This is a genomic window from Enterobacter sp. CPE_E863, from assembly GCF_046521465.1.
In the GTDB taxonomy this organism is placed as follows: Bacteria; Pseudomonadota; Gammaproteobacteria; order Enterobacterales; family Enterobacteriaceae; genus Enterobacter; species Enterobacter adelaidei.
In genome coordinates, this window is sequence record NZ_JBKFZX010000001.1 from 3,086,133 (window position 1) to 3,106,805 (window position 20,673).

Annotated in this window: 22 protein-coding genes; 9 read left to right on the plus strand and 13 right to left on the minus strand. The window is 53.5% G+C overall.

Features of this window, described 5'->3' with window-relative positions:
- The first annotated feature begins 701 nt into the window (after nucleotides 1-701).
- Nucleotides 702-1,916: an alanine transaminase AlaA gene (gene alaA / locus ACLHV8_RS15195; RefSeq protein ID WP_003861471.1), complete on the plus strand. Its 1,215-nt coding sequence runs from the start codon at nucleotides 702-704 to the stop codon at nucleotides 1,914-1,916.
- 94 nt (nucleotides 1,917-2,010) lie between these two features.
- On the plus strand, nucleotides 2,011-2,610 hold the full coding sequence (gene yfbR / locus ACLHV8_RS15200; protein ID WP_028016242.1) for a 5'-deoxynucleotidase: 600 nt from the start codon (nucleotides 2,011-2,013) through the stop codon (nucleotides 2,608-2,610).
- A 40-nt stretch (nucleotides 2,611-2,650) separates the two neighbouring features.
- Here the strand turns inward: yfbR and ACLHV8_RS15205 are convergent, their stop codons facing one another.
- The 4 genes from ACLHV8_RS15205 to yfbV all read right to left on the minus strand — a co-directional run bounded on the left by ACLHV8_RS15205 (nucleotide 2,651) and on the right by yfbV (nucleotide 6,272).
- A complete protein-coding gene (locus ACLHV8_RS15205) occupies nucleotides 2,651-4,483 on the minus strand; it encodes an SLC13 family permease (RefSeq protein WP_410392132.1) in 1,833 nt (610 codons plus the stop codon).
- Between the two features lie 76 nt (nucleotides 4,484-4,559).
- The gene (locus ACLHV8_RS15210) at nucleotides 4,560-5,219 is read right to left on the minus strand and encodes a sugar phosphatase (RefSeq protein ID WP_028016240.1); all 660 of its coding nucleotides are present in this window, start codon (nucleotides 5,217-5,219) and stop codon (nucleotides 4,560-4,562) included.
- Between the two features lie 11 nt (nucleotides 5,220-5,230).
- On the minus strand, nucleotides 5,231-5,725 hold the full coding sequence (locus ACLHV8_RS15215; protein ID WP_028016239.1) for a YfbU family protein: 495 nt from the start codon (nucleotides 5,723-5,725) through the stop codon (nucleotides 5,231-5,233).
- A 91-nt stretch (nucleotides 5,726-5,816) separates the two neighbouring features.
- Nucleotides 5,817-6,272: a terminus macrodomain insulation protein YfbV gene (gene yfbV / locus ACLHV8_RS15220; RefSeq protein WP_028016238.1), complete on the minus strand. Its 456-nt coding sequence runs from the start codon at nucleotides 6,270-6,272 to the stop codon at nucleotides 5,817-5,819.
- 337 nt (nucleotides 6,273-6,609) lie between these two features.
- On the opposite strand from yfbV, the gene ackA reads away from it, so the two are divergent.
- Complete coding sequence (ackA, locus tag ACLHV8_RS15225) at nucleotides 6,610-7,812, plus strand: acetate kinase (RefSeq protein ID WP_028016237.1); 1,203 nt, start codon at nucleotides 6,610-6,612, stop codon at nucleotides 7,810-7,812.
- Between the two features lie 76 nt (nucleotides 7,813-7,888).
- Nucleotides 7,889-10,030, plus strand: coding sequence for a phosphate acetyltransferase (gene pta, locus ACLHV8_RS15230; RefSeq protein ID WP_134707710.1), 2,142 nt, complete (start codon nucleotides 7,889-7,891; stop codon nucleotides 10,028-10,030).
- Between the two features lie 44 nt (nucleotides 10,031-10,074).
- Here the strand turns inward: pta and ACLHV8_RS15235 are convergent, their stop codons facing one another.
- The 5 genes from ACLHV8_RS15235 to ACLHV8_RS15255 form a co-directional block, all read right to left on the minus strand.
- The gene (locus ACLHV8_RS15235; protein WP_049005858.1) at nucleotides 10,075-11,028 is read right to left on the minus strand and encodes a transketolase family protein; all 954 of its coding nucleotides are present in this window, start codon (nucleotides 11,026-11,028) and stop codon (nucleotides 10,075-10,077) included.
- A complete protein-coding gene (locus tag ACLHV8_RS15240) occupies nucleotides 11,021-11,851 on the minus strand; it encodes a transketolase (protein ID WP_208594200.1) in 831 nt (276 codons plus the stop codon). Before ACLHV8_RS15240 ends, ACLHV8_RS15235 begins: the two co-directional genes overlap by 8 nt.
- Nucleotides 11,848-13,239: a PTS ascorbate transporter subunit IIC gene (locus tag ACLHV8_RS15245; RefSeq protein ID WP_028016233.1), complete on the minus strand. Its 1,392-nt coding sequence runs from the start codon at nucleotides 13,237-13,239 to the stop codon at nucleotides 11,848-11,850. Before ACLHV8_RS15245 ends, ACLHV8_RS15240 begins: the two co-directional genes overlap by 4 nt.
- A 21-nt stretch (nucleotides 13,240-13,260) precedes the next feature.
- Nucleotides 13,261-13,533, minus strand: coding sequence for a PTS sugar transporter subunit IIB (locus tag ACLHV8_RS15250; protein ID WP_003861447.1), 273 nt, complete (start codon nucleotides 13,531-13,533; stop codon nucleotides 13,261-13,263).
- An 80-nt stretch (nucleotides 13,534-13,613) separates the two neighbouring features.
- Nucleotides 13,614-14,057 (minus strand): PTS sugar transporter subunit IIA, encoded by a 444-nt coding sequence (locus ACLHV8_RS15255; RefSeq protein ID WP_108090836.1) that lies wholly within the window; start codon nucleotides 14,055-14,057, stop codon nucleotides 13,614-13,616.
- A gap of 235 nt (nucleotides 14,058-14,292) precedes the next feature.
- On the opposite strand from ACLHV8_RS15255, the gene ACLHV8_RS15260 reads away from it, so the two are divergent.
- Nucleotides 14,293-15,312, plus strand: a complete 1,020-nt coding sequence (locus tag ACLHV8_RS15260; RefSeq protein WP_028016231.1) for a LacI family DNA-binding transcriptional regulator — start codon at nucleotides 14,293-14,295, stop codon at nucleotides 15,310-15,312.
- A gap of 3 nt (nucleotides 15,313-15,315) precedes the next feature.
- Here the strand turns inward: ACLHV8_RS15260 and yfcD are convergent, their stop codons facing one another.
- Genes yfcD through yfcF form a run of 3 tightly spaced genes read right to left on the minus strand, consistent with a single transcriptional unit; the run spans nucleotide 15,316 to nucleotide 17,178 of the window.
- The gene (yfcD, locus tag ACLHV8_RS15265; protein WP_028016230.1) at nucleotides 15,316-15,870 is read right to left on the minus strand and encodes an NUDIX hydrolase YfcD; all 555 of its coding nucleotides are present in this window, start codon (nucleotides 15,868-15,870) and stop codon (nucleotides 15,316-15,318) included.
- A 55-nt stretch (nucleotides 15,871-15,925) separates the two neighbouring features.
- Entirely contained in the window at nucleotides 15,926-16,477 is a 552-nt protein-coding gene (gene yfcE, locus ACLHV8_RS15270; RefSeq protein WP_028016229.1) for a phosphodiesterase, read from the minus strand.
- Between the two features lie 56 nt (nucleotides 16,478-16,533).
- Nucleotides 16,534-17,178, minus strand: coding sequence for a glutathione transferase (yfcF, locus tag ACLHV8_RS15275; RefSeq protein ID WP_028016228.1), 645 nt, complete (start codon nucleotides 17,176-17,178; stop codon nucleotides 16,534-16,536).
- Between the two features lie 139 nt (nucleotides 17,179-17,317).
- Here yfcF and yfcG point away from each other — a divergent pair, with 139 nt between their 5' ends.
- The 4 genes from yfcG (at nucleotide 17,318) to ACLHV8_RS15295 (ending at nucleotide 19,844) form a co-directional block, all read left to right on the plus strand.
- A complete protein-coding gene (yfcG, locus tag ACLHV8_RS15280) occupies nucleotides 17,318-17,947 on the plus strand; it encodes a GSH-dependent disulfide bond oxidoreductase (RefSeq protein ID WP_028016227.1) in 630 nt (209 codons plus the stop codon).
- A gap of 67 nt (nucleotides 17,948-18,014) precedes the next feature.
- Entirely contained in the window at nucleotides 18,015-18,383 is a 369-nt protein-coding gene (folX, locus tag ACLHV8_RS15285; protein WP_028016226.1) for a dihydroneopterin triphosphate 2'-epimerase, read from the plus strand.
- A gap of 13 nt (nucleotides 18,384-18,396) precedes the next feature.
- Nucleotides 18,397-19,290, plus strand: coding sequence for a TIGR01777 family oxidoreductase (locus ACLHV8_RS15290; RefSeq protein ID WP_128347386.1), 894 nt, complete (start codon nucleotides 18,397-18,399; stop codon nucleotides 19,288-19,290).
- A gap of 44 nt (nucleotides 19,291-19,334) precedes the next feature.
- On the plus strand, nucleotides 19,335-19,844 hold the full coding sequence (locus tag ACLHV8_RS15295) for a GNAT family N-acetyltransferase (protein ID WP_208594198.1): 510 nt from the start codon (nucleotides 19,335-19,337) through the stop codon (nucleotides 19,842-19,844).
- 47 nt (nucleotides 19,845-19,891) lie between these two features.
- On the opposite strand, the gene hisP is transcribed toward ACLHV8_RS15295, so the two are convergent.
- The gene (hisP, locus tag ACLHV8_RS15300) at nucleotides 19,892-20,665 is read right to left on the minus strand and encodes a histidine ABC transporter ATP-binding protein HisP (protein ID WP_045354320.1); all 774 of its coding nucleotides are present in this window, start codon (nucleotides 20,663-20,665) and stop codon (nucleotides 19,892-19,894) included.
- Nucleotides 20,666-20,673: the final 8 nt, after the last annotated feature.

The following is a 20,673-nucleotide window of genomic DNA, read 5'->3' on the forward strand; positions in this document are numbered from 1 at the left end:
GGTACAACACCTTTTCTGCCATCTATATCGCAGCGCTGTCAACGTAGCGGGAAATGTTCGACACATCCCAGCCAGAGATAACTCCAACAATAACAATCAATTAATTCAGATAAGCAGTTCCAGATAAACAAAACATATGCATCTGATGCCTGCTTTCCTGAAAGACATCTTAACCCAAATCCACTTTATTTATAAGTCTTATTGCAATATTGCGGATTAAAACGGGTTGTTAACCTTCTAAACTGATTTTATTAATATTAACTAAAGTTGCATTTTGTTCGTTAATAATAAATAAATTTTAATTTAGATTAAGGTCTTTCATTAATAATGCTTAACATTAATTTCACATGAGTAACTTTTAGCCACATCATGCTATTACGGTCAAATGTAGCAAGCATTCAGGTTTTACGAAAAGTCACGCAGCGTGACTTCCCACTCGGTGCCGCTCGCCAGTTATTTTCGCCAGAACAATATACAGCATTTTTCCAAATGAACAGTACAATTAACCTAAGCATGTGCTGTGTGCATAACTTTAAGACAGTAAAGAGGCGTATCTATAGCGAAATAGATTCGCCAGACTTTTGCTCTCTTCACAAAATCTTCTACTGCACACCCTTCAAAACGAAGCGAGGGGGGAGTACATTATTCCGTGCTGACTTCCACGGCAGGGAGTGGCAATAATAGCAAAAAGGTTAAGGTTCATGTCCCCTATCGAAAAATCCAGCAAGCTAGATAACGTCTGTTATGACATCCGTGGCCCGGTTCTGAAAGAGGCAAAACGCCTGGAAGAAGAAGGCAATAAGGTTCTTAAACTCAACATTGGTAACCCTGCGCCATTTGGTTTTGAAGCGCCGGATGAAATTCTGGTTGATGTGATCCGCAACCTGCCCACCGCACAAGGCTATTGCGATTCAAAAGGACTTTACTCCGCGCGTAAAGCTATCATGCAGCACTATCAGGCTCGCGGTATGCGTGATGTTACCGTTGAAGATATCTATATTGGTAACGGCGTCTCTGAACTGATCGTGCAGGCGATGCAGGCGCTGCTGAACAGCGGCGACGAGATGCTGGTACCTGCGCCGGACTACCCGCTTTGGACGGCAGCCGTATCATTGTCCAGTGGGAAAGCGGTGCACTACCTGTGCGACGAGTCTTCTGACTGGTTCCCGGATCTCGATGATATTCGCGCGAAAATCACCCCCCGTACCCGTGGCATCGTGATTATCAACCCGAACAACCCAACGGGTGCGGTCTATTCCAAAGAACTCCTGATGGAGATCGTCGAGATCGCCCGTCAGCACAACCTGATCATCTTTGCCGACGAAATTTACGACAAGATCCTGTACGACGCGGCGCAGCATCACTCTATCGCCGCGCTGGCACCAGACTTGCTGACCGTGACCTTTAACGGTCTGTCTAAAACCTACCGAGTGGCCGGTTTCCGTCAGGGCTGGATGGTATTGAACGGCCCGAAAAAACACGCCAAAGGCTATATTGAAGGGCTGGAGATGCTGGCCTCCATGCGTTTATGTGCCAACGTACCGGCGCAGCACGCGATCCAGACGGCGCTCGGTGGCTATCAGAGCATCAGTGAGTTTATTGTCCCTGGCGGTCGTCTGTACGAACAGCGTAACCGCGCATGGGAACTGATCAACGACATCCCTGGCGTATCCTGCGTAAAGCCGAATGGCGCGCTCTATATGTTCCCGAAAATTGACGCGAAGCGCTTTAATATTCATGACGACCAGAAAATGGTGCTCGATTTCCTGCTGCAGGAAAAAGTGCTGCTGGTTCAGGGAACGGCGTTTAACTGGCCGTGGCCGGATCACGTGCGTATCGTGACGCTGCCGCGCGAAGACGATCTCGAAATGGCCATCAGCAGATTCGGGCGATTCCTTTCCGGCTATCATCAGTAATCTTAAAAATCAGGCTACCTCGGTAGCCTGATTTGCATCTTCCCTCCCCTCCCCGCACAATGAAGTCTGTCGCAGTGAAGACAAAAGGTACCTTATGAGTCAGAGTCATTTCTTTGCCCACCTCTCCCGCCTGAAACTCATCAACCGCTGGCCGCTGATGCGCAACGTGCGCACTGAGAATGTATCGGAGCACAGTTTGCAGGTTGCCATGGTTGCTCACGCGCTGGCCGCTATTAAAAACCGCAAATTTAACGGCCAGGTCAACGCGGAACGCATTGCCCTGCTGGCGATGTACCATGACGCGTCAGAAGTGCTGACCGGCGATCTGCCTACGCCAGTGAAATATTTCAACTCACAGATTGCGCAGGAATATAAGGCCATCGAGAAAATTGCCCAGCAGAAGCTGATCGATATGGTGCCTGAGGAGTTACGCGATATCTTTGAGCCACTGATCGATGAGCATCAGTACACGGAAGATGAAAAGTCGCTGGTCAAACAGGCCGACGCGCTATGTGCCTACCTGAAGTGTCTGGAAGAACTCTCTGCAGGAAACAACGAATTTTTACTGGCGAAAACGCGTCTGGAGAAAACGCTTGAATCCCGCCGCAGCGAAGAGATGGATTATTTTATGCAGGTGTTTGTACCGAGCTTCCATTTATCGCTGGACGAGATTAGCCAGGATTCGCCGTTGTAACTTTTGCCGGGTGGCGGCTTCGCCTTACCCGGCAAAATTCTCAGAACGGGAACAGGACCGGTATCAATACCACGCACACCAGCATCACCAGCACGGTGAACGGCACGCCCAGTTTCACAAAATCGCTGAATCGGTAGTTCCCCGGCCCCAGTACCAGGGTATTGACCGGTGAAGAGACTGGCGTCATAAACGCTGCTGATGCCGCCATCGCCACCATCATCGCAAAGGGATACGGCGACACGCCCATGGATTTCGCCATCGCCAGCGCAATCGGCGCCATCAATACCGCCGTCGCGGTGTTTGAGATAAACAGACCGATGGTGGCGCACATAATAAACAGGCAGATCATCATCATGTACGGCCCATACCCGCCGCCAACGTCCATCAATCCTTTAACGATCAGATCTACCCCGCCGGTTTTTTGCAGCGCCAGGGCGAAGGGCATCATCCCGACGATGAGAATAATGCTCGGCCAGTGAATCGCTTTATACGCACTTTCGGCGTCAATACAGCGGAATTTTCCCATCAGTAAACAGGCGATAATCCCCGCCACAGGGTTAGGTATTTCATCGGTCAGCATCAGCGCTACCATGAGTACCAGACAAAAAATGGCGTGGGGAGCCTGACTGTGGGCCGGAGAGGCATCGCTCTCCTCAACTGGCATGTTGAGCACCACAAAATCACGCCCTTTTTGCCCGAGCTGGCTGATGAGCTTCCAGTTACCGACGACCAGAAAAATATCCCCCAACTGGATAGGCTCATCCACGACGGCCCCATCCATCGCGACGCCATCACGCTTCAATCCCACCACGTTTAAACCATAGCGGGTTCGGAAACCGATTTCGCGCACGGTTTTACCCAGTAGTTCCGATTCCGGGATCAGCGACACTTCGGCCATGCCGACATCGAGCGCCTGGTCTGAGAAATACTCTCCGCGAAGTACCATCGGCTCCAGCATTTGCTCGCTGCAGAATTCACGTAGATCCACATCTGCGGTGGACATATCAATCAGCAGGACATCCCGCGCACGGAATTCCGAAACCCCGTTAACGTTGACGATAACCCGGCGAAAACGACGCCAGCGCTCTACACCGATCACATTCGCGCCATAACGTTCACGCAGCCTCAGGTCGTCAAGCCGCTGCCCAACCATCGGCGAACCGGGGCGAATGGCCAGACGGCGCGCACGCCCTGTGAGGCGGTACTCTTTGATCAGATCGCGGAAGGTACGTCGCTTCCAGCCCTCTTTGGTTTTATCCTGCTTTTCCCCTTTCAGAGCAAAACGGGTCAGCAGCATGTAGACCACGCCCAACAGAAGAATGACCAACCCAAGCGGGGTTACGCTGAAAAAACTGAACCCCTGGAATCCTTCCCGGATCAACTCGCTGTTAACAACCAGGTTTGGCGGCGTTGCCACCAGCGTCATCATACCGCTGATCAAACCCGCAAAACTCAGAGGCATCATCAGACGCGACGGCGAGGTCTGCATCCGCATGGAAACACTCAGCACCACCGGGATAAAAATCGCCACCACGCCCGTTGAGCTCATAAACGCCCCCAGCCCGGCGACGGTCAGCATCAGATAGATCAACATCTTTGTTTCACTGCTACCGGCCACCTTCACCAGCCATGCTCCCATGATGGTCGCTACGCCGGTACGCACCAGTCCATCGCCAATAATAAACAGGGCGGCAATCAGAATGACGTTGGGATCGCTAAACCCGGAGAAGGCTTCCGGCAGCGTGAGCGTACCGCTCAGCACAAAAGCAACGATGATAAACAAGGCGACCGCATCCATACGCACCTTGCCCGTGGCGAAAAGAATGATGGCGATTAAAAGCAGGCTAAGGACCCAAATCAGTTCACCGTTCACAACATGTCCTTGTCAGTGGGAGATGAGAATTTTTTACCATAAAAAAGCCCCAACAAGGTGGGGCTATATCATGGGATTACATTTTCAGCGAGACGGTTACAACGCCGTCTGGTGCTTTTGAAACAGCCAGTGCCGTCAAAGAATCAAGTACAAAGTCCGCTTCACTCAGCCGGGGGGAACCCGTCGGAACGTTGACGGCGATAACGTGGCTACCGGCGTTTAACCCGGCAAGGACGCCTGCTGCTGCATCTTCGACCACTACACACTCTGCCGGAGCGAGCCCCAGCAATTCAGCACCCAGTAAAAAAGCGTCCGGTTCCGGTTTTCCGCGCTTAACGCGCTCCGCCGTGATAAACACTTCGGGCGTTGGCAGACCTGCCGCCTTGTGTCGGGCGTGAGCAACCGGCACGGAACCGGAGGTGACAATCGCCCACGGGATCTGCGCCTCGTTCAGATGTTCAAGCAGTTCGCGCGCGCCCGGTAACGCGGTGATGCCGTCCGTATCGGTGGCTTCAATGTGTTCCAGGTATTTGAACTCCGCCTGAATGTCGTCCTCAGAGCGTCCGGCCAGGAAGTGCCTTAGCGAGGTTATGGCCTGTTTGCCATGGATAAAATTCAGCACCTCCTGATGGTCGATACCATGTCTGTCAGCCCAATGGCACCAGGAGCGCTCCACAACCGGCAGCGAATCCACCAGCGTACCGTCCAGATCAAACAGAAAACCTCTACACTGCACACGCACCTCCGTCAGGCATTAATGATTTGTTGAATTTCGTTGCTGCTTAAATGGTACTGGCGCGGACAGCCGTGCCACGCGCTCAACATGCGCTGGTATTTATCCCACATTGGGGTCTGCGCGTTGAAGCCGTGAGTGCCCGCATCAAAGTGGGTATAACGCCCCTCGGTATTCACCATAAAGCGAACATAGCTCAGATAACGCGCTTCTGTAGCAGCATCAAAGCCTAAGAAGGTGACACGGCGCTCGTCAATGGACTGCTGATCTTTAAGATTCGTCCAGGACACATGCAGGGCGTGATACATCTCCATAATGTCGATCACGATGCGGCAGGTTTCTTCTTTCAGCTCACCAAACTCGCGATCCAGTTCGCGCATTTGCAAACCAAAACCGCGTTCGACGATGGTCTGCAGGCGGCTGTAGCGCGCAGCGTTATCGGGATCAAGCATAGTCATCATCTTGTACTGGTTAGACAAAATCAGACGTTGAGCATGGGTCATTTCCATCTTTCGACTCCTGTAGCGCATTGCACTTAAAAAAAAGACACGGTAACTGATTGTTACTGTGCCTTCTTTTAATAGTCGTTTCGATGATCAATCACAAATCATCGAGGAATGTTTTATCAAGTTGCTTAAAAGCTCGCTTAAGCGTGTCGGCCAGCGCCTGGTAATCCGGCTTGCCTTCGACCGGGGCAAGCGCCTGGCCTGCCTCTTCCAGTTTTCCGCGCACTTCATAAAACCAGTGTAAAATAGAAGGCGGAAGCGGTGTGATGGAGCGTTTACCTAACCACCAGAGCCCCTGCATTGGCAGACTTAACGCGAAAAGCGCCGTCGCGACCGCCGGACCAAGCTGACCGCCCAACGCGATTTGCCAGCACAGGGTAAAGATAGCGACGGGAGGCATAAATCGAATCGCATAGCGCGTTGCGCGGATGGTACGATTCTCTATAAACATGGGTGCAAGACGCTTTTCCATCGGCCACGTCTTTGCGTAATGCTGTCCCCGACGAAACAGACTAAAGAAATTTACGGTCGGGTTCTCTGGTGTCGACATGGCTGTACCTCAACTTCACATATAAAATTTAAAATTTTCGTGCAAAACCACAACAGGCGATGACAACGTTCAAAATATTTTGTCATCCCTACCCCGTATCGGGTATCCTGTGCCAGCCTGATAGGGCCATAGACGAGAATCATTAACTCGTCAAATTATCGCATATTATGCCATTGTCTGAAAAATGTTCAAAATGGCATAAAATCATAGGTATTTCTTTCATCATGCCAGAATGTTCGTTTGGCATGATGTTAATCATAAATGTCTGAGTCATCATGCGTTACGCTGTTAGACTCACTGACGTTTTTTTAGCCACGTATCAATAATAGGTACTTCCATGTCGAGTAAGTTAGTACTGGTTCTGAACTGCGGTAGCTCCTCACTGAAATTCGCCATCATCGATGCGCTCAACGGTGACGAATACCTCTCTGGTTTGGCCGAATGTTTCCATCTGCCTGAAGCACGTATCAAGTGGAAGATGGACGGCAGCAAACAAGAAGCGGCTTTAGGTGCAGGCGCCGCTCACAGTGAAGCGCTGAACTTTATCGTTAACACTATTCTGGCACAAAAACCAGAACTGTCTGCTCAGCTGACTGCGATTGGTCACCGTATCGTCCACGGCGGCGAAAAATACACCAGCTCCGTCGTGATCGACGACTCTGTTATTCAGGGCATCAAAGATGCTGCCTCATTTGCACCGCTGCACAACCCGGCGCATCTGATCGGTATCGCTGAAGCGCTGAAATCCTTCCCGAATCTGAAAGATAAAAACGTGGCTGTGTTTGACACCGCGTTCCATCAGACTATGCCGGAAGAGTCTTACCTCTATGCCCTGCCATATAGCCTGTACAAAGAGCACGGCGTTCGTCGCTATGGCGCGCACGGCACCAGCCACTTCTATGTAACTCAGGAAGCGGCAAAAGTTCTGAACAAACCGGTTGAAGAGCTGAACATCATCACCTGCCACCTGGGCAACGGTGGCTCTGTTTCTGCTATCCGCAACGGTAAATGCGTTGATACCTCCATGGGTCTGACTCCACTGGAAGGTCTGGTGATGGGTACCCGTTCCGGTGACATCGACCCGGCAATCATCTTCCACCTGCACGACACCCTGGGCATGAGCGTTGATCAGATCAACAAGATGCTGACCAAAGAGTCTGGCCTGCTGGGTCTGACCGAAGTGACCAGCGACTGCCGTTATGTTGAAGACAACTACGCAGAAAAAGAAGACGCTAAACGTGCAATGGACGTTTACTGCCACCGTCTGGCGAAGTACATCGGCTCTTACACTGCGCTGATGGAAGGCCGTCTGGACGCGGTTATCTTCACCGGTGGTATCGGTGAGAACGCGGCAATGGTGCGTGAACTGTCCCTGGGCAAACTGGGCGTTCTGGGCTTCGACGTTGATCACGAGCGTAACCTGGCTGCCCGTTTCGGCAAGTCTGGTTTCATCAACAAAGAAGGCACCCGCCCGGCTATCGTTATCCCAACTAACGAAGAGCTGGTCATCGCGCAAGACGCAAACCGTCTTACCGCCTGATTCCACACCGCCAGCTAAGCTGGCGGTGCTGTTTTGTAACCCGCCCAATTTCGGCGGTAACGAAAGAGGATAAACCGTGTCCCGTACTATTATGCTGATCCCTACCGGAACCAGCGTCGGCCTGACCAGCGTCAGCCTTGGCGTTATCCGTGCTATGGAACGCAAAGGCGTTCGTCTGAGCGTCTTTAAGCCAATCGCCCAGCCTCGTGCCGGTGGCGATGCGCCAGACCAAACCACCACCATCGTTCGCAAGAACTCCAATCTGCCAGCGGCTGAACCGCTGAAGATGAGCCACGTTGAGTCTCTGCTGTCCAGCAACCAGAAAGACGTGCTGATGGAAGAGATCATCGCCAACTACCACGCTAACACGCAAGACGCGGAAGTGGTGCTGGTTGAAGGTCTGGTCCCGACCCGCAAACACCAGTTTGCCCAGTCTCTGAACTTCGAAATCGCGAAAACCCTGAACGCAGAGATCGTTTTCGTGATGTCTCAGGGCACTGATACCCCTGAGCAGCTGAACGAGCGTATCGAACTGACTCGCAGCAGCTTCGGCGGCGCGAAAAACACCAACATCACTGGCGTAATCGTTAACAAACTGAATGCGCCAGTTGATGAGCAGGGCCGTACTCGCCCTGATCTGTCCGAGATCTTCGACGACTCCTCCAAAGCGAAAGTCATCAAAGTTGATCCGGCTAAACTGCAGGAATCCAGCCCGCTGCCAGTACTTGGCGCGGTACCATGGAGTTTCGATCTGATTGCCACCCGTGCAATCGACATGGCGCGTCACCTGAACGCCACCATCGTTAACGAAGGCGATATCAATACCCGCCGCGTGAAATCCGTGACCTTCTGTGCGCGTAGCATTCCGCACATGCTGGAACACTTCCGCGCAGGTTCCCTGCTGGTAACGTCCGCAGACCGTCCTGACGTCCTGGTTGCAGCGTGCCTGGCCGCGATGAACGGCGTGGAAATCGGCGCTATCTTGCTGACCGGTGCCTACGAGATGGACCCGCGCGTCAGCAAACTGTGCGAACGCGCGTTTGCCACTGGCCTGCCAGTCTTCATGGTGAACACCAACACCTGGCAGACCTCTCTGAGCCTGCAGAGCTTCAACCTGGAAGTACCGGTTGATGACCACGAGCGTATCGAGAAAGTTCAGGAATACGTTGCGGGTTACATCAACGCAGACTGGATCGAATCCCTGACGGCGACCTCCGAGCGCAGCCGTCGTCTGTCTCCTCCTGCGTTCCGTTATCAGCTGACCGAGCTGGCGCGTAAAGCGGGCAAACGCGTTGTTCTGCCAGAAGGCGACGAACCTCGTACCGTTAAAGCGGCGGCTATCTGTGCAGAACGCGGCATCGCGACCTGTGTGCTGCTGGGCAACCCGGACGAGATCAACCGCGTAGCGGCCTCTCAGGGCGTTGAGCTGGGTGCCGGTATCGAAATCGTTGACCCGGAAGTGGTTCGCGAAAGCTATGTTGCACGTCTGGTTGAGCTGCGTAAGAGCAAAGGCATGACCGAAGCCGTTGCGCGTGAACAGCTGGAAGACAACGTAGTGCTGGGTACGCTGATGCTGGAGCAGGACGAAGTTGACGGCCTGGTTTCTGGTGCAGTTCACACCACTGCGAATACCATTCGTCCGCCATTGCAGCTGATCAAAACAGCGCCAGGCAGCTCTTTGGTTTCGTCCGTGTTCTTCATGCTGCTGCCTGAACAGGTTTATGTTTACGGTGACTGCGCGATTAACCCGGATCCAACTGCAGAGCAGCTGGCTGAAATCGCTATCCAGTCTGCTGACTCCGCGATTGCCTTCGGCATCGAACCACGCGTGGCCATGCTCTCTTACTCTACCGGTACCTCCGGTGCAGGTAGCGATGTAGAGAAAGTCCGTGAAGCAACTCGTCTGGCACAGGAAAAACGTCCTGACCTGATGATCGATGGCCCTCTGCAGTACGATGCTGCGGTTATGGCTGACGTTGCGAAATCCAAAGCGCCGAACTCTCCGGTTGCAGGTCGCGCGACCGTGTTCATCTTCCCTGATCTGAACACCGGTAACACCACCTACAAAGCGGTACAGCGTTCTGCAGACCTGATCTCCATCGGGCCAATGCTGCAGGGTATGCGCAAACCTGTGAACGACCTGTCCCGTGGTGCGCTGGTAGACGATATCGTCTACACCATCGCGCTGACCGCGATCCAGTCTTCACAGCAGCAGTAAGTTTTACTGCAACAAAAAGGCGACCCTCTGGTCGCCTTTTTTATTTACAGCAGCTCACGCGCCGCCGACACAATGTCATGTGCCGTCAGGCCATACTCCTTCTGCAGGAAATCCTGTGTCCCCACCTGGCCATAACGCTCCTTCACGCCAACCCGACGCATCGGTACCGGGCAGGTTTCTACCAGCACTTCCGCAACGGCTGAACCCAGCCCGTTATGAATACTGTGGTTTTCGCAGGTGACGATACGCCCGGTTTTCTCGGCGTAGTTTTTCACCAGCATCCGGTCGATAGGCTTCAGGGTAAACATGTCGATGACCGCCGCGCTGACGCCCTCCTTCTCCAGCTGACGCGCCGCTTCCAGCGCTTCCGCCACCATAATGCCATTGGCAATCAGGGTAATATCGGTGCCTTCGCGCAGCACATTGCCTTTGCCGATGGTAAACGTCGAGCCAGGCGCGTACACGCTCGGTGCTTGCTTACGGATGGTACGTACCCAGTAGAAGCCTTCGAGGTCGATAAGCTGGCGCAACACGTCTTCAAACATTACCGCGTCGGTGACTTCCAGCACCACCGAGTGCGCCAGACCGCGAACGATACCCATGTCTTCAAACGACATATGCGTTCCGCCGTTGTGACAGGCCGTCACGCCTGCATCTGAAGCTATCACCTTCACGTTGTTGCGCTGGTAGTCAAGGGACATAAACAGCTGATCAAAACAGCGACGGCTGGCGAAGGCGGTAAAGGTATGAACAAACGGTTTACGCCCGGTGAGAGACAACCCTGCAGCCGTACCAATCACGTTCGCTTCCATGATGCCGCAGTTAATCACATGCTGCGGATAATCACGCGCCACGCTATCCATCGCCATAGAGCTCATCAGATCCGCTTCAAGGGCGATAATCTCACTTCCCGCCTCAATCTGCTTAGCCACAAAACTCGCGTAGACTTTACGCATCTCAATGGCATCTTTCTGTCCTGCTGGTGCAACCTTAATCATGTGTAGCCTCCAGTTGGCGGATAGTCTCATCGAGGGCCGCTTTGCTCTCTGCGGTCAATCGCAGATGGTGCGAGTTACTGAGCTGCTCCAGATACGGCACCCCCTGCCCTTTAATGCTGTCCAGGATCACCACTCTTGGGCGAGCATCTTTCGCCGGAACCAGAGAGGTCACTTCCAGCAGCGCCGGAATATCGTCTCCTTTGACCGTCACCACGTCATAGCCAAAAGCGCGGAATTTTCCTTCCAGGTCGAACGCACAGATAATATCGTCCAGCTCGCCATCCAGTTGCTGCTTGTTCCAGTCCACGAATATCGTCAGGTTATTCAGACGATGGTGCGCAATAAACTGGAAGGCTTCCCAGCACTGTCCTTCGTTCAACTCGCCGTCACCGACGATGCAGAAGACTCTGTTTGGCCGCCCTGCCAGCTTGTGCGACAGCGCCATTCCCCCGGCAATGGATATCCCTTGCCCCAAGGATCCCGTGGTGGCATCCACGCCACGCGTTTTCAGGCGATCCGGATGGCTTGGCAGTCGGGTACCGTTCTGGTTCAGCGTGCTCAGTTCTTCCACCGGGAAGTAACCCTTGATCGCCAGCGTGCTGTAGAGCGCCGGGCCCGCATGACCTTTCGACAGGACAAAGTAGTCACGCTCTGGCCAGTCCGGATCGGCCGGGTCGGTTTTCATCACCGCGCCGTACAGCACGGCCAGCGTTTCAACCACCGACATACTGCCACCGTAGTGTCCAAAGCCCAGCTGCGTCAGGGATTTCAGCGTCTCAAGACGGATCTGACGCGCGAGTTCGGTTATCTCTTTCTCATTCATGATTTGGCTCCGGTGTTTTCCTGCGCGTTACCGCCTGCAGGTTTGTTTTTCGCGAAGACGTTGTACGCCACCAGCAGCGCGAATAGCGCCACAACCAGCCCGGTAATGGCAAGCGGCGACAGGAAGCGCGCCAGATTGCCGAGCACAATCCCAACCGCGCCGAAATCTGCGTCCGAGAACGTTGTGTTAGCAAAGCCAATTGCGCCCAGCACCGGTAATAGCAGTACCGGCAGGAAGGTGATCAGCAGCCCGTTGGCAAAGGCGCCAATCATTGCCCCGCGACGTCCACCGGTGGCGTTACCGAACACGCCCGCCGTTGCGCCGGTGAAGAAGTGCGGCACCACGCCCGGGAGTATCAGTACCCAGTTAAACTGGCCGCAGATGATCAGCCCCACAATCCCACCCAGAAAGCTGAACAGGAAGCCAATCAGCACCGCGTTTGGTGCATACGGATAGACCACCGGGCAGTCCAACGCCGGGCGCGCATTGGGCACCAGTTTTTCCGAGAAGCCGGTAAAGGCCGGAACGATTTCCGCCAGGATCAGGCGCACACCCTGCAGGATGATGAACACGCCCGCCGCGAAGGTAATCGCCATGATGATGGCGTAGACCAGGTAGTTCTGACCGCCGCTGAAGGTGGCCTCAACGTATTCACGCCCGGCACTCACCGCCATGATCAGATAAATAATCATCATGGTCAGCGAGATGGAGATTGAGCTGTCGCGAAGGAAGCTCAGGTTCTTCGGCAGGTTCATCTCTTCGGTTGAGCGGGAGCCTTTGCCAACCTTGCTGCCAATCCAGCCGGAAAGCACATAGCCCAGCGTGCCGAAGTGACCAAAGGCGATATCGTCGTTACCGGTGATACGCTTCATATAACGCTGCGCAATCGCCGGGAAGAAGGCCATCACCAGACCGAGGATCAGCGAGCCGGTAAAGACCAGCCCTACGCCCTCAAAACCTGCCACCGTCAGGATCACACCAATCATGCACGCCATGTAAAAGGTGTGATGCCCGGTCAGGAAGATATACTTCAGGCGGGTAAAACGGGCGACGATAATATTCGCCACCATCCCGAAGGCCATAATCAGTGCGGTCGCGGCACCGTATTTTTCCAGCGCAATCGACACAATCGCTTCATTGTTTGGAATAATCCCCTGGATAGTAAAAGCGTGCTCAAACATGCCGCCTAAAGGATTTAATGAACCTACCAGTACTGTGGCACCACCACCCAGCACAATAAATCCCAGGATAGTTTTAATTGTCCCTTTCACCACGTCCGAAAACGCTTTTTTCTGTGCAACCAAACCGATTAACGCAATTAACCCCACCAGCACCGAAGGGACTTTTAATATATCAACAACGAAATTCAGCGTTTCAAGGATAAACATATCCACCTCGCCTTATCAGGGTTATTGTCTTTCGAACCAGGCACGCAGTTGCGCTTCAAGTTCGTTGATGTCGATGATGTTGTTGATCACCACCAGCTGGCTTTCCGGAACGCTGGCGCTGGCCGCAATGTCTTTTGCCATCACGAACAGGTCGGCCGCGCCCGGTGTGGCCGAGGAGAGATCGGAGTGTTCAACCTCGGCCTCAATCTCCAGCTTTTTGAGCACCTTTTTGATATTCATTTCGACCATAAAACTACTGCCCAGGCCAGAACCGCAAATAGCCATGATTTTCATTGTTGTCCCCTTTTTTTGAGTAGAGCACGCCCCATCACGCCGGCGCGTAATGTTGTGAAAAATCGAATTAAAGAATTAAATCAGAAGCGGTCAATAATCGTTTTAATTTCCTCCAGGGTATTTGCCTGATGCAATTCAGCCATATCTTCATCGCTGGAAAATAGCTCAGCCAGTGCAGAAATCATCTCGATATGGCTATGTTTGTCCGGCGCCGCGAGCATAATAATGACATCGACAGGGTCAAACTCACCGGCACCAAAAGAGACGCCCTGTTTTAGTTTTAATAAAGACAACCCCAGTCCTTTGGCGCCTTCCTCCGGCCGCGCATGCGGCATCGCCAGCCCTGGTGCCAGCACATAGTAAGGTCCTAATGTACGATGTTGTTCAACGATCGCCGTGACGTATTCCGGCGCGATCACCTGCAGATCCAGCAACGGTTTTGCACAGATCTCCAGCGCCTGTGGCCAGCTTTCAACGCTTTCCTGAAGCGTGATGGTTGTATCATATATCCATTTATTCAGCACTTTTCACTCCCGTCACACTGCAAAAGATGAGCAAACTTTATTCAACACATCAATACTTGGCTGCGATCAAGATCACAAAGATAGCGCTACCAACCGCTAACATTCAGAAATGTGATAGCGCTATCAAATTGTAATCATGGAGTGAAATCACAGCAAAAAAAGGGATTTAGGGCGTATACTGCCTGTCACGTGAAACGAAGGAAAATAAGAACGCGTCTGGTCAGCAGGAAGGTGTATGTCTCTAACCCGAAAACGGCGCAGTACCGGTAAAGTGACACTCGCCGATGTCGCACAGCTTGCCGGTGTGGGCACGATGACCGTGTCCCGTGCACTCCGCACGCCCGAACAGGTTTCCGATAAACTGCGAGAAAAAATTGAAGCCGCGGTGCAAGAGTTAGGTTATATGCCCAATCTTGCGGCCAGTGCACTGGCCTCAGCCTCGTCATGGACGATTGCGATGGTCGTTCCTAATCTCTCCGAGGCCGGCTGTTCAGAGATGTTCGCCGGGCTACAGCAGGTGCTGCAGCCTGCCGGCTATCAGATCATGCTGGCAGAATCCCAGCATCGTCTTGAACAGGAAGAGAAGCTGCTGGAGACACTGCTGGCGTCGAATATTGCCGCCGCCATTTTGCTCAGTGTTGAACACACTGACACTGTTCGCCACTGGCTGAAAAATGCCTCCATTCCGGTAATGGAAATGGGGGCCATGCGTGCCGATCCGATTGATATGAATATCGGGATTGATAACGTAGCGGCCATGTACGAACTGACGGAAATGGTCATTAAGCGCGGCTATCAAAATATTGGTCTGCTGTGCGCCAACCAGGAACAGTGGATTTTCCAGCAGCATTTACAGGGCTGGTACAAAGCGATGCTTCGCCACCATATGTCACCGAACCGGGTCATTAACGCTGCCATGCCGCCAGTTTTCTCGACCGGCGCCGCGCAACTGCCGGAATTCCTGCTGGCATGGCCTGAACTGGATGCGCTGGTGTGCGTCTCAGACGAACTGGCCTGTGGCGCGCTGTATGAATGTCAGCGCAGGCGAATCAAGGTACCAGACGATCTGGCGGTGGTAGGCTTTGGCGACAGCGATGTGAGCCGCGTCTGTCAGCCGCCGCTGACGACGATGGCAGTGCCGCATCGTAAGATTGGGATTGAAGCAGGGAAAGCACTTCTGGAACGTCTGAATGACGGAGACTGGCGCGATCAAAAGCCCATCGCGTCCAGTCTGTGTCTGCGAGAGAGTTGCTAAGGCTTACTCAGCCTCTTCCTCTTTCTCTGATTTGGTCGACTCGTTATTCGCGTTACGGCTCATCCACAGTGCCAGCGCTTTTAATGAATCTGGAGTGAACTCGTCGCAACGCGCGGTAATTTCTTCCGGCGTCATCCAGTTCACTTCGCTGACTTCTTCTTCCTGCAGGGCAAACGGCCCGTGAGAGACGCAGCTAAACAACCCGCCCCAGACGCGGCAGTTTTCATCCTCAAAATAGAACTGCCCATGTTCGGCAAACGGTACGCCCGCAATACCTAACTCTTCTTCCGCTTCACGACGCGCGGAATCCAGCAGCACTTCATCAGCCTGGACCACACCGCCTGCAGTGGCATCCAGCATACCCGGGAGAAAATCTTTGGTGTCCGTGCGGCGCTGAACCAGAATTTTACCCATACCGTCATGAACAACGATATATGTCGCACGATGACGCAGACGTTCCGCACGCATTTGTTCGCGGCTGGCCTGCGCGATCACTTCATTCTCTTCGCTGACAATGTCAACCCACTCTGTACTTGCCAAATGATTCTGCTCCACCATCGGGAAACCTTCTCGTCTAAGCGCTCTTTCGGCGCGTTTGCAGTTGAGGTGTAACTTACGGATTAATCGCTACCTGCGCAATAACTTGCTGATCATTAAGTGCGATAACGCTTAACGTATTTCCATCGAGCATGCCATAGCTCGCAGGGTATCCGCCTTTGGGTATGCTGACCGACCCCGGGTTAAAGTGATAAATCTCACCGCGCTTTTCAGCAACCGGAATATGAGTATGACCGTAAACCAGGACATCGCCAGCCGCCAGCGTCGGGAGATTATCCGGGCTAAAAAGATGCCCATGCGTCAGAAACAGGCGACTTTTTTCCAGCAGTACCTGTTGCCACGGCGCGGTAAGAGGAAAATGCAACAGCATCTGATCGACTTCGCTGTCGCAGTTACCGCGAACGGCGATGATGCGCGAGGCATGCTGGTTGAGCTTTTCCGCCACTTGCGCCGGGGCATAGCCTTCCGGTAGCGCATTACGCGGTCCGTGATTGAGCACATCGCCCAGAATGATCAGCCACTGCGCACCGCTTTGCGCAAACAGGGAAAGAACTCGCTCGGTAGCGGGCAGCGATCCATGGATATCCGACGCAAACATTAGTTTCATCAGTCACTCCTCGGGAAAACAAACTACCCTTATCATACCTGAAGCGCCAGGGGTTATCAGCCCGCACGCTTAGCGGAGAGTGCCACATAGCGCTGCACAGAGGCTCGCTGCCATTGAAACGCAGCATAATCCACCAGCAGTTGCGGCACTTCATCACCGTTGAGGATTAAGCGGTTTAACATCAACGCCAGATCGGCGTCGGCAATGCACCACTCGCCGAACAGGTTCGGGTTGCCATGCGCAAGCAGTGAGGTGGCGGTTTCAATCAGTTTTTGCGCGCTTTCTGTGCCTTCTGCGCTCAGGGCTGGTTTTTTCACCCCGGCAAACACAACGTCTGTCGAGCGTTCCACGCGAATCGGTACCAGATCGCTACGCAGCCACGCCTGAATCTGCCGCGCCCGGGCACGCTTTTGCAGATCGTGAGGGTAGATACGTTCCCATTCTGGTGGCGCGAAGCGATCTTCCAGATATTCATCAATCGCTGACGATTCGCTCAGCGCAAATCCATCTATTTCCAGCACCGGTACACGTCGGGTCAGGTCGTAGCCCTGCCACTGCGGCTTGAGATGTTCACCACCATCAAGATCAACGGTCTTCAGCGTAAAAGTGAGCCCCTTTTCAGCCAGCGCAACGTATACGCTCATTACATAGGGAGAAAAGAAATTCGCATCGGACCACAATGTGATTACAGGCTGGTTCATAACATCCTCATCGGCTGATCGGTTTTTACTCAACATATAATCTCTTTGCCTTGCTGTCACTTGATGAAAACTCACGATTTACAACAACCACCTATACTCATTTTCATGACGCCATTCTTCACATGGAGAAGAGTTGAAAATGATCGACCTTTATTATGCCCCTACCCCAAACGGCCAAAAGATCACCCTCTTTCTTGAAGAGGCCGAACTGGATTACCGGATCATTCGCGTGGATATCAGCAAAGGCGATCAATTTAGCCCTCTCTTTCTGGCTATCTCACCAAACAATAAAATCCCAGCCATCATAGATAACCAGCCAGTGGATGGGGGCAGACCATTGAGCCTGTTTGAATCCGGCGAAATTTTGCTCTACCTGGCGGAAAAAACCGGCAAACTGTTGAGCGGTGAATTGCGTGAACGCCACCATACTTTGCAATGGCTGTTCTGGCAGGTGAGTGGGCTGGGTCCCATGCTGGGGCAAAATCACCATTTTACCGCTTACGCCCCGCAGCCCATTCCCTATGCGATAGAACGTTACCAGGTAGAAACTCAACGGCTCTATGGCGTCCTGAATCGTCGCCTGGAGAAAACGCCGTGGCTCGGGGGCGATCATTACAGTATTGCTGATATCGCCTGCTGGCCATGGGTGAATACCTTCGAAAAGCACCGAATTGACCTGGCCTCTTACCCGGCGGTGAACAACTGGTTTGAGCGTATTCGGACCCGCCCGGCCACCGAACGCGCGATGCAAAAAATTCAGCAAATTTAACCCTGTATGAGGCTGGGTGCCTCTCATGTATTATGAGCCGGAAATACTGACACGGAGAAGACCTGCAATGTCACAGCCAGACGCTATTATTCGTATAAAAAATTTACGCCTGCGTACCTTCATCGGTATCAAAGAGGAAGAGATCGCCAACCGTCAGGATATTGTCATTAACGTGGTGATTCACTACCCGGCAGATAAAGCGCGGGCGAGTGAAGACATCAATGATGCGCTGAACTACCGCACCATCACCAAAAACATCATCCAGTACGTGGAAAATAACCGCTTCTCTCTGCTGGAAAAATTAACTCAGGATGTGCTCGACATCGCACGCGAACATCACTGGGTCACTTATGCTGAAGTAGAGATCGATAAACTTCACGCCCTGCGTTATGCCGATTCCGTCTCCATGACGTTAAGCTGGCAACACCAGGCGTAAACCTGGAGGTTGTATGAAGATTTTGCTGACCGGCGGTACAGGATTGATTGGTCATCATCTCGTTGCGCGCCTGCAGGCGCTGCATCACGACATTACCGTTGTGACGCGCAGCCCGGAGAAAGCGCGCCAGGTGCTGGGGACGGGTGTCGACATCTGGAAAAATTTGTCCGAGCAGCAAAATCTGGACGGCTTTGACGCCGTCATCAACCTGGCAGGCGAACCCATCGCCGATAAACGCTGGACGGAAGAGCAAAAACAGTTGCTCTGCAGCAGTCGGTGGAACATTACCGAAAAGCTGGTTGAGCTTATCCGCAATAGCCACACCCCGCCTTCGGTGTTGATTTCAGGCTCAGCAGTGGGCTATTACGGCGATCTCGGCGAAGTGGTAGTGACCGAGGAAGAGCCCCCCCATAACGAGTTTACCCACAAACTCTGCGCCCAGTGGGAACGCATTGCCTGTGCCGCGCAGAGCGATCGCACCCGCGTCTGCCTGTTGCGTACCGGCGTAGTGCTTGCGCCGAAAGGCGGCATTCTGGCGAAGATGCTTCCCCCTTTCAGGCTCGGGCTCGGTGGCCCCATAGGTAATGGCCGCCAGTATATGGCGTGGATCCACATTGACGATATGGTGAACGGCATTCTCTGGCTGCTGGATAACGATCTGCGCGGGCCGTTTAACATGGTTGCGCCGTATCCGGTGCGTAACGAACAGTTTGCCCACGCGCTGGGGCACGCCCTGCATCGTCCGGCGATTTTACGTGTCCCTGCAACGGTAATTCGCCTGATAATGGGGGAAGCATCGGTGCTGGCATTAGGTGGGCAACGGGCGCTGCCAAAACGGCTGGAAGCGGCCGGATTTGCGTTCCGCTGGTATGAATTAGAAGAGGCGCTGGGGGATGTAGTACGGTGAATATGTTACAGTGACAGACCATGTTCCGAATAAATGGCGTAACAATGGCAACGATCACCACTCCCCGGCTTCACCTCACTCCTTTTGAACCCACTGACTGGGCCTTCTTCCGCTCGCTGCGAGAAGATCGCAGCATCATGCGCTATATGGCCGCCATCGCCCCGGAAAAAGAAACCCGACGCGTGTTTGCCGCGCGACTCACTGCTGCCCATGTATTTGTCATTCGTTTGCGGGATGATGACACACCGCTTGGTGACATTGGCCTGCAAATCAGCCCTGAGAATCGTGAAGAGGCCGATATCGGCTATACGGTTGTGCCTGCCGCGCAGGGAAAAGGGATTGCCAGCGAGGCGCTGCGCGCGGTGTGTGACTATGCGTTTAACCAGACCGGCGTGAAAGCGATTAACGCCTACGTGCTGGCAGATAACGGCGGCTCGGTGCGGGTATTAGAGAAAGCCGGATTTGTGCGTACGCAGGTGCTGGAAAAAGCGTATGAAATTGACGGCGTGCGCTATGACGACTGGGTGTATCGGCTGGAGTGCGGTACAGTTTGATGCCGCACTCCAGCCCTCTCCCAAAGGGGAGAGGGAGAAAGGCAAATCTACTTCAGTGAGCCCTTCAGGAACTGCTGCAAACGCGGGCTTTGCGGATTTGCCAGCACCTCGTCCGGATGCCCCTGCTCTTCTATTTTCCCCTGATGCAGGAAGATAACGTGATTCGAGACGTTACGGGCGAAGCCCATCTCATGGGTGACCACCACCATCGTTTTCCCCTCTTCGGCCAGTTTCTGCATGATGCGCAGCACTTCGCCAACGAGTTCAGGGTCCAGCGCGGAGGTCGGTTCGTCGAACAGCAATACCTCGGGTTCCATCGCCAGCGCGCGGGCGATGGACACACGCTGCTGCTGACCACCGGAGAGATGCACCGGGTATTTCATCTGCTGGCGCTCGTCGATACCCACTTTTGCCAGGTATTTCACCGCGCGCTCGCGGGCTTCCTGCTTGCTCAGGCCCAGCACCTGAATCGGCGCTTCCATCACGTTCTCCAGCACCGTCATATGGCTCCAGAGGTTGAAGTGCTGGAACACCATCGTCAGGCGCGTACGCAGCAGTCGCAGCTGATTCTTATCTGCAACCTTGAGCTGACCGTCTTTGTCACGGACCAGGTTGATATTCTGTCCGCTCACCACAATCGAGCCTTCACTCGGTTTTTCGAGGAAGTTGATGCAGCGCAGGAAGGTACTTTTTCCCGAGCCGGATGAGCCGATAATACTGATCACGTCGCCCGCATTCGCCTGCAGCGACACCCCTTTCAGCACTTCATGTTCGCCGTAGCGTTTGTGCAAATCAATAACGTTTAATTTGTTCTCAGCCATCATCTTTC

Coding starts and splice junctions, on each gene's coding strand:
- alaA (WP_003861471.1), top strand. CDS start 702: ATGTCCCCTATCGAAAAATCCAGCAAGCTAGATAACGTCTGTTATGAC.
- yfbR (WP_028016242.1), top strand. CDS start 2,011: ATGAGTCAGAGTCATTTCTTTGCCCACCTCTCCCGCCTGAAACTCATC.
- ACLHV8_RS15215 (WP_028016239.1), bottom strand. CDS start 5,725: ATGGAAATGACCCATGCTCAACGTCTGATTTTGTCTAACCAGTACAAG.
- yfbV (WP_028016238.1), bottom strand. CDS start 6,272: ATGTCGACACCAGAGAACCCGACCGTAAATTTCTTTAGTCTGTTTCGT.
- ackA (WP_028016237.1), top strand. CDS start 6,610: ATGTCGAGTAAGTTAGTACTGGTTCTGAACTGCGGTAGCTCCTCACTG.
- ACLHV8_RS15235 (WP_049005858.1), bottom strand. CDS start 11,028: ATGATTAAGGTTGCACCAGCAGGACAGAAAGATGCCATTGAGATGCGT.
- ACLHV8_RS15240 (WP_208594200.1), bottom strand. CDS start 11,851: ATGAATGAGAAAGAGATAACCGAACTCGCGCGTCAGATCCGTCTTGAG.
- ACLHV8_RS15245 (WP_028016233.1), bottom strand. CDS start 13,239: ATGTTTATCCTTGAAACGCTGAATTTCGTTGTTGATATATTAAAAGTC.
- ACLHV8_RS15250 (WP_003861447.1), bottom strand. CDS start 13,533: ATGAAAATCATGGCTATTTGCGGTTCTGGCCTGGGCAGTAGTTTTATG.
- ACLHV8_RS15260 (WP_028016231.1), top strand. CDS start 14,293: ATGTCTCTAACCCGAAAACGGCGCAGTACCGGTAAAGTGACACTCGCC.
- yfcD (WP_028016230.1), bottom strand. CDS start 15,870: ATGGTGGAGCAGAATCATTTGGCAAGTACAGAGTGGGTTGACATTGTC.
- yfcE (WP_028016229.1), bottom strand. CDS start 16,477: ATGAAACTAATGTTTGCGTCGGATATCCATGGATCGCTGCCCGCTACC.
- yfcF (WP_028016228.1), bottom strand. CDS start 17,178: ATGAACCAGCCTGTAATCACATTGTGGTCCGATGCGAATTTCTTTTCT.
- yfcG (WP_028016227.1), top strand. CDS start 17,318: ATGATCGACCTTTATTATGCCCCTACCCCAAACGGCCAAAAGATCACC.
- folX (WP_028016226.1), top strand. CDS start 18,015: ATGTCACAGCCAGACGCTATTATTCGTATAAAAAATTTACGCCTGCGT.
- ACLHV8_RS15290 (WP_128347386.1), top strand. CDS start 18,397: ATGAAGATTTTGCTGACCGGCGGTACAGGATTGATTGGTCATCATCTC.
- ACLHV8_RS15295 (WP_208594198.1), top strand. CDS start 19,335: ATGGCAACGATCACCACTCCCCGGCTTCACCTCACTCCTTTTGAACCC.
- hisP (WP_045354320.1), bottom strand. CDS start 20,665: ATGGCTGAGAACAAATTAAACGTTATTGATTTGCACAAACGCTACGGC.